Origin of the sequence: Legionella sainthelensi, from assembly GCF_900637685.1 — a bacterium.
Taxonomy (GTDB): domain Bacteria; phylum Pseudomonadota; class Gammaproteobacteria; order Legionellales; family Legionellaceae; genus Legionella; species Legionella sainthelensi.
This window is the reverse complement of record NZ_LR134388.1, coordinates 1,803,322-1,819,336: the sequence shown is the minus strand read 5'-3', so window position 1 is coordinate 1,819,336 and position 16,015 is coordinate 1,803,322. Positions and strand designations below refer to the sequence as shown.

Below are 16,015 nucleotides of genomic sequence, written 5' to 3'. Positions count from 1 at the left end.
TTATGTCATTCCTTAATTCGGGACTTGATTTTATAAATTATTTTGATGATTAAAAGATTAGACAGTATAAGAAAAGGCTTCTTCACGTTCAAAATCATCATAATCCTCACAAAAAACTCCTGCAACTACACGTTGCATAGGTTCGCATTTTCGACTTATGGAGCGTATTAAGCGATAATGGGGATGTGAATTGTCACTTATCACATTCAATAGCCGCATACTTTGTGAGAAAGTCAAATCCCAGCGTGCAAAATACTCTTCTTTATAAAGATTCTTACTCGATGTGAGCAACTGCAATAGTTGATTCAATGCATTATATACCTTTTCACTTGGATTTTCTTTCAGCTCCTTTAACAAATTAATCACAATGGGAATAATCACGTGTGTTTCCTTACGAATTTTTGCAAAATGTTTCAAACAGGCAAAAGGAGATTTTAATGAAAATGCATGGCGTGCGTCATCAAAAAATTTTTTATCAGCACTGTCCTTTAAAAGATCTTGGGATAATTTTAAAAAAATAGGAAACACCGCCAACAAAATTTTATGATGTTCTGATCGAATTGAAGATACAGATGATTGTAGCGTTTCATTGCCAAAAAAAGTAAAAGGATTCTCTTCATGCTTAGGACTTTGAATTACAGCATTTGAGTGATTAAAATAAAGGGCTTTTAACTCTTCTGCTTGTTTCATTAACTCACTTTGATTTGGAGCAGTAGACTCTTCAATAAGTTGATAGACAACATCAAACCAATATTTATCTCCTCTATAACAACAATAAGAAAGCAATTCACCTAGTGAGCTAAAGGTTGAATACATATATTCTTCATTTTCATATTCCTGCAGTTCATTTTTATGATAGCGCATATTTAAATAATTTAGTGTTTCCTTATAACCTGACTCAATCATTTCTTTTCTACTTTTTTCACTGACGGAGAAAGAAGAGCTTGATACGTTATCTACATTAATCACTATTGATTGGCATGCGTATTTTCTTAATTTTAAGCGATCTCGTTCCCAACCACTTGCAGGATCACTCACACCAGTTAGTAACGTGTAAATCCCGTTAAGAATGACGTTTTCTCTATAGACTTTATCCATCACTCGATCTATCGCTTTTCTTTCAGGACCATCATCAAATTTTACCGCTAGTACTTTTAGATTGTTGCCATATTCAGACTCGAGTAAAGTCGAATGATCATCAAAAAATGCTTCCGTAGGAAAATTATTTAATACTCCTCCATCATTATGCTCTTCTCCATCAATAAGCGTTGAACGATATACTATTGGGAAACTCGCTGAAATTTTAACTGCTTCGCTAACTTCAAAATGTGGAGAACGAACTAATGAAAAGTAACGTGTACTGCCTTGGCGTTTATTAGTGGCAGTGACAACCAGTTCTTTTCCAATTCCACAACCGGGACACTTTTGACGTATCATTTCTAAAGTGGCGAAAGTAATTTTTCCTTCAGGATACGGAATTTGATATTGGGTAATAATTTGGTTTAATTTATATGTAATGGCAAAGTCTAAAGCTGTCTTTAATGAGTGTGCTTCTGAAATTCCATTGAGATTAATATCAAAATGAACTAAATGCTCGTGTTTAAAATGCTTAAATAACTCTTCAATTTCGTCTCCAGTGTAACCTAGATAACACATTAGTGCCATAATCGCACCTGCAGAGCTACCGGCAAATTTTTCAGGAAAAATTTTAGCTTTATTGAGGGCTTTACAGACGCCAACATGAGCATAAATTTTGGCACCACCACCACAAAAAACGATATTCTCGATATTCGGTTTTTTTTCTCGCACCAGGATCTGATGTGATTTTAAAAAACGAAATATTTCTAATTTCTTTGTTTCATACAATGGAACAATTTGTTTTTCTTTAATTGCTTTACTTTTTTCTTTTTCTTCAGTTAGCCAGGGAAATAACCAGCTCCACATACGTATATACCAAGGTTTAAGGGACATAAACCGCTGCATTTTTCGATAATCATACATTTTATCAAGTCGCTCTTGCGGATCAGTTACCTCTATTGACTGCGGATGTGGGTTTTTGCATATGGATTCAAATTTAATATTTTTGATATTTAAAGAAATTAGTCGATCAACAAGCTTATCAGTAATAAAAACTCTTTTTGTGTTTCCCAGTGGCTCTTGCTGAGGATCATTGGGATCTTTATATTTTGTTCCTGTACCAGGAACAAGAAATTGATGAAAGCCAATTAATATCCCATGACTTCCATGACACATTTCAATTCCCGTCAGCTTATACTGAGATATATTTTTCAGCGATAAATTTAAATCACTTATTTTCCAGTACTCTAGATACGTTCCTTCAATCCAGCTTTTTATTCTACCCCACCAAGTTAAAGAGACTTCTGCAGTAAATCCACGATATTCATTTACTGTAGAGCCACTTAAAAAAGTTTTAGTTTTTTCTTTTTGATGAGGCTCCAAAAACCAGTGTAGAAATATCGCTCTTTTCTCATCACTTAAACGTGTAAAATCAAATATTAATTGCTCGTTATCAAATAAATAATTACCTAAAGCAATTTGATTGTCTGGTGGTAAACCATTAATTTGGAGGCGTCCTAAATAGGCAGTAATAATGATTTTTTTTAATAATTCTAGGTTTTGTGGGTATTGGAAAGAGTCTGACTCAAGCAGCTGGCTAATTATATGTTGTGGTGTCATTACTTATCCTTAAGTTATGATAGTCCATAAATTTGAAAATCTTGCTTTATTTATCTCGAGCCTACCTATTACTTGTCACCTATATTTCATGTCAATTTATGAGCATTGTTTTTATTTTTTTATCCATCACAAATATAATTAACACAAATTACTCAGAAATTAAATAGTAAAAATAAATTATTGACAGGATTAAAAATATTCCACTCTGAAATAAAAATCCATATATGCTTATGATAGCTGCATTCTATCCTCATGATATTGCAACAAATTGTCTTGATTTTAAAGCCGCTCCAATTGAAAGGTCGATATGTGATAATCTCTATTGGAATTACCGTCTCCTAAAAGCAATTACCACACATAGGTAGCTTTTTAGGAGCAAGATAGAATACTTAGGAGATAGAAAAGATTTTCTACATAACAGCAGTGGCTTTTATTCTAAAGCGTGGATCGAAACTTCAAAAGTTAAGCTATATCTTTTAAAATTTCAGAGATAACTTTTTGGGGATCTGCTGCTTTAGTGATTGGTCGACCAACTACTAAATAATCACTACCTGCCTCAAAGGCTTGCTTTGGCGTCATTACTCTTGATTGATCATCTTTTGGGCTCGTTTCTAATCGTATCCCTGGCGTAACAGTTATAAATTGATCACCACAAATGTTTTTTATGACTTTTACTTCCTGAGCAGAACAAACAACACCATCTAAACCTGATTCTTTTGCCAGAGATGCTAATTTTTCTACTTGTTCAATTATGGGTATATTAATACCTATAGTACTCAATTCATTCTGATTAAAACTAGTAAGAACAGTTACTGCAATTAATAGAGGCCTGCCAACACCATAAGACTCAATCGCATCCCTTGCTGCTTGCATCATACTGGCACCACCGGCTGCATGTACATTCATCATCCAAACACCTAAATCAGCACCCGCTTTGCAAGCTTTTGAAACGGTGTTTGGAATATCATGAAATTTTAAATCTAAGAACACTTTAAATTGCCTTTGGATCAATCGCTTTACAAATTGAGTTCCAAATAAAGTAAAAAGCTCACTTCCCACTTTCAAGACACAATCACTAGGATCGAGTTTATCTATTAAATTTAAAGCATCATTTTCTGTATTAAAATCTAAAGCAACAATTAATTTAGGTGACATTTTATGCCATTACCTCTTCTTCGTGTAATGTTAACGCTTCTTTAACTGCTGCAACTACTTTGCTTTGTTCTGCTTCTTGTAGATAAGGATGCATAGGTAAGCTAATAACACGGCGACTTGCTTGCTCTGCATGAGGAAAATCACCTATTTTATAACCTAAATAACCCATGGCGGTTTGCTGATGCAAAGGGACAGGGTAATGTACTGCCGTAGGAACTCCTAATTCTTGCATTGCTTTTTGAAAAGCATCTCGATTACTTACTTCAATGGTATATTGAGCATATACGCTCGTATTATGGCTATGGATAAATGGTGTTCTTACTAACGGTGATAACATTTGATCATATGCTTTAGCCACTCTTTGACGCATAATAATTTCGTCAGGGAAAAGTTTCATTTTTTCAATTAGAACCGCAGCCTGAATCGTATCCATTCGCCCATTAATGCCAATACGATTATGGCAATAACGTGCATTTTGGCCATGAATCCGTATTTCAATAAGTTTTTGCGCTAATTCATCATCATTAGTAAAGCATGCACCTGAATCTCCATAGCCTCCTAAAGGCTTAGATGGGAAAAAACTTGTGCATCCAATTGTAGATAAAGCACAAGAGTATCGCCCTTTATATGTTGCACCAAAACTTTGGGCAGCATCTTCAATTACGGGAATGCCGTATTTTTCAGCGATAGCATTAATTTCATCATGATCAGCACATTGACCATATAAACCGACGGGCATTATTGCCTTAGTTTTATTGGTAATGGCACTTTCTAATTGATTAGAATTCATATTATAAGTAAGTGGGTCAATATCCACGAAAACTGGCTTAGCCTGACATAAACTGATCACCTCTGTGGTCGCAAAAAAACTAAAAGGCGTAGTAATGACTTCATCCCCAGGCTGAATTTCCAAAGCCATAAGTGCCATCAATAGTGCATCAGTCCCACTTGAATTAACAATAACATGTTTGACTCCGACAAATTCAGCCAATTGCTTTTCAAGCTGAGCTATCTCCGGGCCCATGATATATTGTCCATGATTCAAAACATTTTTTATGCTGTTTAAAATATCGTGTTCAATTATTGAATATTGCTTTTTTAAATCGATAAATTGCATCATAGTCTCTTAAAAATAGTTAATACCCTTCTAAGCCATGAACTGGCTTCATTCTTCCCCAGTTTTTACAACTAGGGCAATGCCAATGTAAATGTTTTCCACCAAACCCACAGTGTATACATCGATATACTGGCTTGTTGTCTAAAAATTTGCTAGTTATATCATAAAGCATTTGTAATTTGTCGCGTACTTTTCCATGGGCAGATTCAAGATGCCAATAAATTAATTGGTTTAAACCGCGTATGGATGGATGTTTGCTCAAATTATCAGCTACAAAATCTATTGCTGCATCCATATTTTTTTGTTGTTTTAAATATTCCGCGATAACAAAAATTACTGAAGCACGAGGATTATCCGCTAAAGTTTGCTCAAGATATTTAATGCATTCATCCATGGTATCTAATTCTTTATGACATAAAACTAAAGGTTCAATAATCTCCGTTAAAAAATCAGCATCTTGTTGAGGAACTCTTTTTAATGAGCGAATTGCTTGTTTGTAACGCCCTTCTTTCATTTCTAAGCTTGCATGCATTAAACTCGCACGCACAGAAGCCACATCAACATTAATTGCTTGTTTAATACAATAAGCAGCCTTGTCTAAAGAGTTTGTTTTCAATGCTTGACTTGCCATCTCACAATAATAATGAGCTGCTTGATGATGAAAACTTGTACCCGTTGTAATTTCTAATTTTTTAATTACATCTAATGCCTTTTCCCATGCTTTTTCTTGTTGATAAATCGCCAACAAACCATGTAGGCTACGGGTCTCTTTCGAGCCGCCTAATTCAACCACTTCTAAAAAAATTCGCTCTGCCCTATCGAATAAACCCGCACTCATATAATCTTGGCCTAAAGCCATTAAAGATTCTTTTTTTTGCACCAAGCTTAATTGAGGTCTAGCAATTAAATTTTGATGAATACGAATAGCCCGATCAACTTCCCCCCGACGCCTGAATAAACTTCCCAAAGCAAGATGAGTCTCAACCGTATCACTGTCTACTTCTAATAACTTAATAAATATATCAACAGCCTTATCAGACTGTTCATTTAATAAATAATTAAGCCCTACAACATATTCACGAGATAAGCGATTAGCAAGGTTTGGAATATCTTTTGATTTGCTACGATTTGCCATCCACCAACCTGACCACGCAGCAGCAGGCAATAGTAATGGCCATAAATCTATCATTATTACCCTCCTCTGTGCATGTTATATTTATAATAATAAAACTAGTGTTGATCTTGCAATGGGATTGAACGTAAGTTCTTAATTTCTTTTTCAGTTAATTTTAATTGATTTTTGAGTCTGTGACACTCTGCTTTTAAGCGCCAATAGCGTGCTATAAAAAATATAAAACCTATTAAAACACCAATCCCCAGCATAATCGTCATCAAAACAGAAATAGGCATTGATAGTGTTTCAAAATAAAAATTAACATCTACCGATGTCGCATTTAAGGCAGCAAAGCTAACACCAATAACAATAAGAAGAATATAAATAACTAGCACTAATATGCGCATTGAAGTCTTCCTTTTTTGTAGCATGGGTAAAACCCTGTTTCTTAGTCAAAAACCTGGGGAAAAGTCAGATTTGAATTCAGGTTGGATGAAAATAATTCTCAAAAATGCCCGCATAATAATTTATGCTGCGCTTTTGAGAGTAATTTTTATTCAAAATGTATCAAACGTAGCTTTTCTGCAAATTATACAGAAGATTCAGGGTAATACCATGAATCATCTAGGAAACAATAACTATACTAACCTGGGCTACATCTCATTTCACCCAGGTTAACAAAACAAAAAAAGCGTAGATATATCTACGCTTTTTAACTCATTAGCAGTAAAAATTATTCACTTTCTTTACTAGCCATTTTTTCCTTGAGCAAATCACCTAAAGTTGTAGTCGAAGAACCTTCGGTTCTGGAATACTTCTTAATGGCATCTGCTTCATCTTGTGCGTCTTTTGCTTTTACTGAAAGTGTGATTGAGCGATTTTTACGATCAACATTTATGATTTTTGCTTCAATTTCATCACCTTCTTTGACAACAGCAGTGGCATCATCAACACGGTCATCAGATAATTCACTTGCGCGAATAGTACCTGTAATATCATCAGCTAATGCTACAGTAACTGTTTTTGCATCTACGGCAGTAACCGTACCTTTAACTATTGCACCTTTAGTGTACTCATCTACAAAACTTGCGAAGCTGTCCCCTTCAAGTTGTTTAATTCCTAAAGAAATACGCTCGCGTTCAGGATCAATAGCTAGGATAACTGCTTCAATCTCTTGTCCTTTTTTGTATTGTTTTACTGCTTCTTCGCCAGGAGTTGTCCAAGAAATATCAGATAAATGAACTAAGCCATCGATATCTCCATCTAAACCAATAAAGATTCCAAAGTCAGTAATTGAACGAATCTTACCACTTACTTTTTGTCCTTTATTGTAACTTGCAGCAAATTGTTGCCAAGGATTGCCAACACATTGTTTCATACCTAAAGAAATACGACGTCTTTCTTCATCAATTTCAAGAACCATAACATCAACAACATCACCCAGAGCAACCACTTTGCTTGGATGTACGTTTTTGTTGGTCCAATCCATTTCAGACATGTGAACTAGGCCTTCAACACCTTCTTCAATTTCCACGAAGCAACCATAATCAGTAATGTTGGTTACTTTGCCTTGTAATTTTTTACCTATAGGATAACGTTCAACGAGATCAACCCAAGGATCGTTTCCTAGTTGCTTCATGCCTAAAGAAACACGGTTGCGTTCGCTATCAAAACTTAATACTTTTACTTTTATGTCCTGGCCAACGGATAATACTTCACTCGGATGTTTCACTCGTTTCCAAGAAATATCAGTGATATGCAGTAAACCATCGATACCACCTAGGTCAATAAATGCACCGTAGTCGGTAAGATTTTTAACAATACCATGAAGCTCTTGGCCATCATGTAGGGACTCAAGCAATGCTTGTCTATCAGCACTACTTTCTTCTTCAACAACTGCACGACGTGATACCACAATATTATTACGCTTTAAATCCATTTTGATTACTTTGAATTCAAGCTCTTTGCCTTCAAGATAAGAAGGATCTCTTACAGGTCTGACATCTACTAATGATCCAGGTAAGAATGCGCGTATGGAACCAATTTCAACAGTAAAACCACCCTTAACTTTTCCAGAAATAAGGCCTGTAACTGTTTCATTGCTTTCATGTGATTTGGATAATTTACGCCAAGCTTCCTGACGTTTTGCTTTTTCTCTTGAAAGGATTGTTTCGCCATAGCCATCTTCCACAGAATCCAAGGCTACTTCAACCGTATCACCCAAATTTACTTCTAATGCGCCATCTTTGTCATAAAATTCTTCTTTAGGTACAATTCCTTCAGATTTTAGACCCGCATTTAAAATGACATAATCACTATCAATACCAATAACTTTAGCATTAATAATTGCACCAGGATAAAATTGAGCGCCGGCAATACTTTGCTCAAACAATTCTTTGAAACTTTCAGACATGTTTATAAACTCTTTAGTAAAAAAACGAAAGAATGAGTCCCACTCACCTTTCCCCCAACAAACACTTAAACACTGTATAGACGTTCATTAATTAAGTTTAATACATTATCGAACACTTGTACAATGGATAATCTGGTTGTATCAATTTGTACTGCATCAGCCGCAGGTTTCAATGGCGCATGCGTTCGTGCAGTATCCCTTACATCACGCGTAGCCAATTCTTCTACAACCTGCGCGAGGCTAACATTAATTCCTTTTTCTTTCAACTGTAAATATCGTCTATTTGCTCTTTCTTCTGGATTCGCATATAAAAATATTTTCAAAATAGCATTAGGGAAAACTACAGTACCCATATCTCTACCATCAGTCACCAGACCTGGGGGTTGAGCAAAATTACGTTGACGTTCAAGCAAAGCTTCTCTTACTTCAGGAATAGCGGCGATCTGTGATGCGTCCTGGCCACATTGCTCACTTCGAATTTCACGACTGACATCTACATTATCAAGAATTGCGCGTGAACCATACTCATCTGAAAAATCAAAGCGTAAATTAAGAGAACGAGCAAGTACTACTAATTGTTTTGGATCAGGGGGAACAATATTATTTTTTCTCGCGGCATAGGCTAAGACACGGTAAATTGCACCGCTATCAAGCATATTCCATTTCAGATGCTTTGCAAGCAACTGACATAAAGTTCCTTTACCAGTTCCACTTGGTCCATCTAGGGTTATTACAGGTACATTTTCATTGTACATTATCAACTGTTTCCTCTATTTGAAGTTGAAGTTGCTTGGCTGTTTCTACAAACAAAGGAAATGAGGTAGCTACATTAGCGCAATTTCTAACAGTAACTGGGGCACTAGCTACAGCTCCTGCAACAGCAAAAGACATAGCAATACGATGATCATCTTTGCTTTCAACAATACCTCCTTGTAAAGTGCCTCCTTCAATGAAAATGCCATCATCTAATGCCTCTGCTTGAATTCCTAATTTTTTTAGACCATCAACCATAGCAGCAATTCGATCACTTTCTTTAAAACGTAACTCACTTGCACCACGAAGAGTAGTTTGTCCACGAGCACAAGCAGCGGCTATAAAAATAACAGGAAATTCGTCAATTGCAAGCGGAACCATATTTGCAGATATATTAATTCCTTTCAAATGAGCATATTGAACGCGCAGATCAGCAACCCACTCTTCGCCAAGCTGGCGCTGATTTAAAAGAGTGATCTTAGCCCCCATTTCCAACAGGATGTGTATAATTCCCGTACGTGTCTGATTAATCCCGACATTGCGTATGAGTATATCCGATCCAGGTATAATTGTTGCTGCAACAATGAAAAATGCAGCTGAAGAAATATCGCCAGGAACATATATTTCAGTAGCTACGCACTCATGATCAGAATTAATTATCAGGGTATTTCCTGAGCGATTTATTGGATAGGCAAAATTTTTTAGCATGAGCTCTGTATGATCACGGCTCACCCCTGTTTCAGTGATCGATGTTTCGCCTTCGGCATACAGAGCAGCTAACAAAATACATGACTTAACTTGGGCACTTGCTTCTGGCATGACATAATCGATTCCATGAAGTTTTTTTCCACCCTTAATAGTAATCGGTGGTTTTCCATCAACTGTTGAAATATCAGCCCCCATTAAAGCAAGTGGTTTGCTAATTCGCAGCATCGGCCTTTTCAAAAGGCTCTCATCTCCAGTTAATTGACTATCAAAAGATTGTGCTGCTAACAATCCAGCTAATAGCCGAATACTGGTTCCTGAGTTTCCACAATCAATGACCTGTTCTGGTTTTTTTAAACCATGTTTCCCTACACCATAAATCACTACTTGTTGTTCATCAGGGCCTTCTATTGTAACGCCCATTGCTTGAAATGCTTTCAAGGTGGCGAGGCAATCATCCCCATCTAAAAATCCATTAATAACCGTTGTTCCTTTTGCAATGGAACCAAAAATGATGGAGCGATGTGATATCGACTTATCACCAGGGACAGCAATTTCTCCTTTTATCGAGGCAACAGGTTTGCTTATAAAATTGTGTATTTTCACAGGCTATTTTCCTTTGCAAATTCAGACATGAATTCAATTAAAGCATCTACTCCAGCTATAGGCATGGCATTATAAAGACTCGCACGAATCCCACCTACCAACCTATGACCTTTTAATGCATATAAACCTCTTAATTGTGCCAATCTAAGAAATTCACTTTCTAACCCAGCATTCTTAAGAGAAAAACAGACATTCACCATAGAGCGCGCTTCATTATCTATGTCAGTACTATAAAATTCTGAACTATCTAAATACTGATATAATTTAGTTGCCTTTTGGCAATTGAGCCGATACATTGCATCAACTCCACCTTGTGCTTTTATCCAACGAAACATTTTATCGGCTAGATAACAATTAAATACCGGCGGAGTAGCATAAAGGGAATGATGTTCCGCTTGAGTTTTATAATGAAGCATAGTTGGTACCGGAGGATTTGGCACTCTTTCTAATAAATCATCCCGTATAATCACTATAGTTAAACCTGCATTAGCTATATTTTTCTGCGCACCCGCAAAAATCAAACCAAATTTACTAACATCCAAAGGCTCACTCAGTAGAGAAGAAGTCATATCAGCAACCAAAGGAATTCCTTTAATCGGAGGCACATAGGAAAACTGAACACCATTCACCGTTTCATTGGCTGTATAATAAACATAAGCGGTATTTTCATTGATGTCCCAGTCTTGCGGACAAGGAATACTTTTATAGCCATTTTTTTCACTATTGACGATACAATATGCTTTTTTCAAATGCTGCGCCTCAGAAAAAGCTATATGTGACCATATTCCAGTAACCACATAACCTGCTTGTTCATACGGATGCAAAAGATTCATGGGAATCATCGCAAATTGCGTACGAGCAGCCCCTCCTAAAAAGAGGATCTGGTAATTTTCAGGGATAGTTAATAATTCTCTTAGTGTTTGTTCCGCATTGTTTAATAAGGTCATAAACTCAGAACTACGATGCCCAACCTCAAGAACAGAGATACCTAAATTTTGCCAGTCAAGGAACTCTGCTTGAGCTTCTCGAAGTATGCACTCCGGAAGCATCGCAGGTCCAGCACCAAAATTATATACTCGAGTTGTCATCACTACTTTCTTCAAGTTCAACTGCATCATTATTTATATCATTGGAATCCTCGCCTAAGTCTTCAATTTTTTGCATTCCAACTACTTTTTCACCTGAACTCACATTAATAAGACGAACACCTTGGGTATTTCTGCCAATAACCGATAATTCATTGACTTTAAAGCGCACCAATGTGCCTTTATCGGTGATCAGCATGGCTTCATCTGCATCAGTTACTTGCACTGAGCGAACCACTTTACCATTACGTTCATTCACCTGAATTGAAATTACGCCTTGCCCCCCACGTCCAGAAACGCGATACTCATCAATTGAAGTACGTTTACCATAGCCATTTTCTGTTGCAGTCAAGATAGTTCCGTCAGGATGAGCAACAACTAAAGAAATTACCGCCTGTTCTTCTTCGATACGAATACCTCGCACTCCACGGGCAGTACGCCCCATAGGTCGTACTTTATTTTCATCAAAACGAACAACCTTACCCGCATCAGTAAACAACATAATATCTTTGCTGCCATCAGTAATATCCACACCAACCAAACTATCATCTTCATCCAGATCTACAGCAATAATTCCATTAGATCGTGGTCTGCTAAAGGCATTTAAAGGTACTTTTTTAACGGTACCCTTTTTTGTTGCCATAAATACATAATATCCGTCAAAATATTCTCTTACCGGAAGCATGGCATTAATTTCTTCTCCTTCAGCAAGTGGTAATATATTAATTATTGGTCTGCCACGAGAAATACGACTCGCTAAAGGTAGCTCATAAGCTTTTAACCAGTATAGTTTTCCATGATTCGAAAAGCAGAGCAAAGTATCATGGGTACTTGCAATAACTAAACGAGAAACAAAATCTTCATCTTTAACATTTGTAGCAGATTTTCCTTTGCCTCCACGACGCTGGGCCTGATATGCAGTAATTGGTTGATACTTAACATACCCTTGATGGGATAATGTTACAACAACGTTTTCTTCGGTAATTAAATCTTCAATAGTTAAGTCTTCTTGGGATTCAATAATTTCAGTACGACGCTCATCACCAAATTGAGTTTTTATTTCAACAAATTCATCACGAATGACTTGCATCAACCGTTCTGGTGAGGCCAATATTTCTAATAATTCTCGAATAAGCTTTAATAACTCTTCAAATTCGTCCAAAATTTTATCTTGTTCAAGAGCAGTGAGGCGATGAAGTCTTAACTCAAGAATTGCCTGAGCTTGTGCCTCTGATAACTTATAACCTTCAGCACTCAAACCAAATTCAGCTGCCAAATCATCAGGACGTGAAGCATCCGAACCTGCTCGCTCCAACATTGTTTTAACTAAACCTGGTTGCCATAGTTTTGCAAGTAAAGCTTGTTTTGCATCTTGAGGAGTTGGTGACTGTTTAATTAAAGCAATCATCTCATCGATATTAGCTAAAGCAATTCCTAGCCCCTCTAACAAATGCGCGCGACTTCGCGCTTTTTTCAATTCAAATAAAGTTCGTCTCGTTACTACTTCACGCCTATGTTTAATAAAATACTCTAAAATTTGTTTCAAATTCAAAGTACGCGGTTGTCCATCAACCAATGCAACCATGTTAATTCCAAAAACATTTTGCATTTGAGTTTGCGTGTATAGGTTATTTAAAATAACATCTGCAATTTCTTGTCGTTTCAACTCAATAACGACACGCATTCCTTGCTTATCTGATTCATCCCTTAAGCCGGAAATTCCTTCAATTTTCTTGTCTCTTACCAATTCAGCAATTCGCTCAACCAAACGTGCTTTATTCACTTGATAAGGAAGTTCAGTAATGATGATCGATTGACGACCAGAATCTTCATCAGTTTCAATTTCTGTTCGCGCTCGAATAATAGCGCGTCCTTTTCCTGTACGATAACCTTGAATGATTCCAGCTCTACCATTAATGATGGCAGCAGTAGGAAAGTCAGGGCCAGGAATAATTTGCATAATCTCTTCTAAACCAATTTCAGGATCATCAACTAAAGCAATGCATGCATTAATCACTTCAGTAAGATTATGGGGTGGAATATTAGTCGCCATTCCTACGGCAATACCGGAAGAACCATTCACCAATAAATTAGGTACTCTTGAAGGCAATACTACCGGGGCAAATTCGGTTTCATCATAGTTAGGACTAAAATCGACCGTCTCTTTTTCCAAATCAGCTAACAAAGCATGCGCGACTTTAGACATTCTTACTTCGGTATACCTCATTGCTGCTGGGGCATCACCATCAACTGAACCGAAGTTACCCTGACCATCTACCAAAAGATAGCGCATCGAAAAAGGCTGTGCCATACGAACAATCGTATCATAAACTGCTGTATCACCATGTGGGTGGTATTTACCAATCACATCCCCTACAACACGTGCAGATTTTTTATAAGGTTTATTCCAATCATTACCTAATTCACTCATCGCGTAAAGAACGCGTCGATGAACAGGCTTAAGTCCATCACGTACATCAGGCAAGGCTCTGCCTACTATGACACTCATTGCATAATCCAGGTAGGATTGCTTTAACTCATCTTCAATATTAACTGGCAAGACTTCTTTCGCTAGATAAACCATAGTTTGGACGTATCCTTGATGAAAAATTTTAATGATGAAGAATAGCATACAGACGCATTGAATTAAATGTCTGTACTAAATATGACTAAGTGAAAAGTAGAAAACTTTTAATAATTTTAAATTTAGTAGGTAGAAACTATGGTTCATGCTGCACTACAACATTATCTCAATAATTTTATTATTTTCTACTGTAATTCTTTCAAATTCTAAACCATAATAAAATTGACTGTAAGTGCTCATTTTTATATAGTGCCACCCACAAACAATAAGAATCCTTAATCAGGAGTAGCAATGACTAAAAAAATAGCTAAACTCAATATTGAAGGCCAAGAGCCGCTTGAATTACCTGTTTATACACCAACTTTAGGTAACGATGTGATTGATATCACACAATTGGGTGCTCGTGGCGTATTTACCTTTGATCAAGGCTTTTTATCAACTGCTTCCTGTGAATCAAAAATTACCTATATTGATGGCGATAAAGGTATTTTGCTCTATCGAGGCTATCCAATAGAGCAACTTGCTGAGAAAAAAGATTTTCTTGATGTAAGTTATCTTTTACTTAATGGCGAGTTACCTAATGCTGAAGAAAAGAGAAAATTTGTTGGCTTAATTAATAACCATACTATGGTACATCAACAAATGTATCAATTCTTAAATGGTTTTCGTCGTGATGCACATCCTATGGCAATTATGGTAGGAATGGTTGGCGCTCTATCTGCTTTCTACCATGACACTATGGATCTGAATAATGCAGAAGATCGTTTTATTTCAGCGATTCGTATGGTTGCAAAAATGCCTACTTTTGCAGCGATGAGCTATAAATACTCCATAGGGTTGCCTTATATTTATCCTCAAAATAAGATGTCCTACGCTGAAAACTTCTTACACATGATGTTTAGTGTTCCAACAGAAGAATCAACGCCCGATCCAGTGCTTGTACGTGCAATGGATACTATATTTATTTTACATGCAGATCACGAGCAAAATGCCTCGACTTCAACCGTAAGACTTGCCGGTTCTACAGGTGCTAATCCTTTTGCGTGCATTTCTGCAGGCATAGGGGCATTATGGGGTCCTGCGCATGGCGGTGCAAATGAAGCCTGCTTAAACATGCTCAAAGAAATCGGCAGTGTAGATCGAATTCAACATTATATTAAGCGAGCAAAAGATAAAGATGATCCATTCCGTTTAATGGGTTTTGGTCATCGTGTATATAAAAGTTATGATCCAAGAGCTAAGGTAATGCGTCAAACCTGCTACGATGTATTAGAAGCTGTGGGTGCAAAAGATGCTCCTTTATTCAAGCTAGCAATGGAGTTAGAACGCATTGCTCTTGAAGATGATTATTTTATTGAGAAAAAGCTTTATCCTAATGTTGATTTTTATTCGGGATTAACATTAAGTGCTATAGGTATCCCCACAAATATGTTTACTGTGGTATTCGCCCTTGCACGTACGGTAGGCTGGATGAGTCATTGGATGGAAATGGTGGCTACAAAATCAAGAATAGGCAGACCTCGTCAGCTTTATACAGGTGAAAAAACTAGAAAGGTACCTTAGTAATCCTCAGTTTGACATAAAAAACATGTAGATGTTTTTTATGTCACTTCAGCTGCATTCATTTCCCATTGCTAAAGCTCGTCCCACATTTGTCAGTAAATAATCCAATCATTATTGAAAACAACAATTAAGATTAAAAATGATAAGGCATTATTTCCTTGCGATTCGTAATAGCTTAAAAAACGATGCTCTTTAGATATAACATAGTGCATGTAGCAAGGAT

11 protein-coding genes are annotated in these 16,015 nt (G+C 36.7%); 1 reads left to right on the top strand and 10 read right to left on the bottom strand.

Annotation, left to right across the window (positions count from 1 at the left end; genetic code table 11):
- Positions 1 to 57: 57 nt before the first annotated feature.
- The 10 genes from vpdC to gyrA form a co-directional block, all read right to left on the bottom strand.
- The gene (vpdC, locus tag EL220_RS07995; protein ID WP_027269906.1) at positions 58 to 2,697 is read right to left on the bottom strand and encodes a Dot/Icm T4SS effector VpdC; all 2,640 of its coding nucleotides are present in this window, start codon (positions 2,695 to 2,697) and stop codon (positions 58 to 60) included.
- A 462-nt stretch (positions 2,698 to 3,159) separates the two neighbouring features.
- Positions 3,160 to 3,852, bottom strand: coding sequence for an orotidine-5'-phosphate decarboxylase (pyrF, locus tag EL220_RS07990; RefSeq protein WP_027269905.1), 693 nt, complete (start codon positions 3,850 to 3,852; stop codon positions 3,160 to 3,162).
- Between the two features lies 1 nt (position 3,853).
- Positions 3,854 to 4,969 (bottom strand): DegT/DnrJ/EryC1/StrS family aminotransferase, encoded by a 1,116-nt coding sequence (locus EL220_RS07985; RefSeq protein WP_027269904.1) that lies wholly within the window; start codon positions 4,967 to 4,969, stop codon positions 3,854 to 3,856.
- Positions 4,970 to 4,988: 19 nt separating this feature from the next.
- Positions 4,989 to 6,158: a lipopolysaccharide assembly protein LapB gene (lapB, locus tag EL220_RS07980; RefSeq protein ID WP_027269903.1), complete on the bottom strand. Its 1,170-nt coding sequence runs from the start codon at positions 6,156 to 6,158 to the stop codon at positions 4,989 to 4,991.
- A 41-nt stretch (positions 6,159 to 6,199) separates the two neighbouring features.
- Positions 6,200 to 6,490, bottom strand: coding sequence for a LapA family protein (locus EL220_RS07975; protein ID WP_027269902.1), 291 nt, complete (start codon positions 6,488 to 6,490; stop codon positions 6,200 to 6,202).
- A 326-nt stretch (positions 6,491 to 6,816) separates the two neighbouring features.
- Positions 6,817 to 8,496: a 30S ribosomal protein S1 gene (gene rpsA / locus EL220_RS07970; RefSeq protein ID WP_027269900.1), complete on the bottom strand. Its 1,680-nt coding sequence runs from the start codon at positions 8,494 to 8,496 to the stop codon at positions 6,817 to 6,819.
- Positions 8,497 to 8,561: 65 nt separating this feature from the next.
- Entirely contained in the window at positions 8,562 to 9,251 is a 690-nt protein-coding gene (cmk, locus tag EL220_RS07965; RefSeq protein WP_035905651.1) for a (d)CMP kinase, read from the bottom strand.
- Positions 9,241 to 10,560 (bottom strand): 3-phosphoshikimate 1-carboxyvinyltransferase, encoded by a 1,320-nt coding sequence (gene aroA, locus EL220_RS07960; RefSeq protein ID WP_035905649.1) that lies wholly within the window; start codon positions 10,558 to 10,560, stop codon positions 9,241 to 9,243. The genes cmk and aroA overlap by 11 nt, the downstream gene beginning before the upstream one ends.
- A complete protein-coding gene (serC, locus tag EL220_RS07955) occupies positions 10,557 to 11,648 on the bottom strand; it encodes a 3-phosphoserine/phosphohydroxythreonine transaminase (RefSeq protein WP_027269897.1) in 1,092 nt (363 codons plus the stop codon). Before serC ends, aroA begins: the two co-directional genes overlap by 4 nt.
- Positions 11,629 to 14,229, bottom strand: coding sequence for a DNA gyrase subunit A (gene gyrA, locus EL220_RS07950; RefSeq protein ID WP_027269896.1), 2,601 nt, complete (start codon positions 14,227 to 14,229; stop codon positions 11,629 to 11,631). Before gyrA ends, serC begins: the two co-directional genes overlap by 20 nt.
- Before the next feature lie 291 nt (positions 14,230 to 14,520).
- On the opposite strand from gyrA, the gene gltA reads away from it, so the two are divergent.
- Entirely contained in the window at positions 14,521 to 15,792 is a 1,272-nt protein-coding gene (gene gltA / locus EL220_RS07945) for a citrate synthase (protein WP_027269895.1), read from the top strand.
- Positions 15,793 to 16,015: the final 223 nt, after the last annotated feature.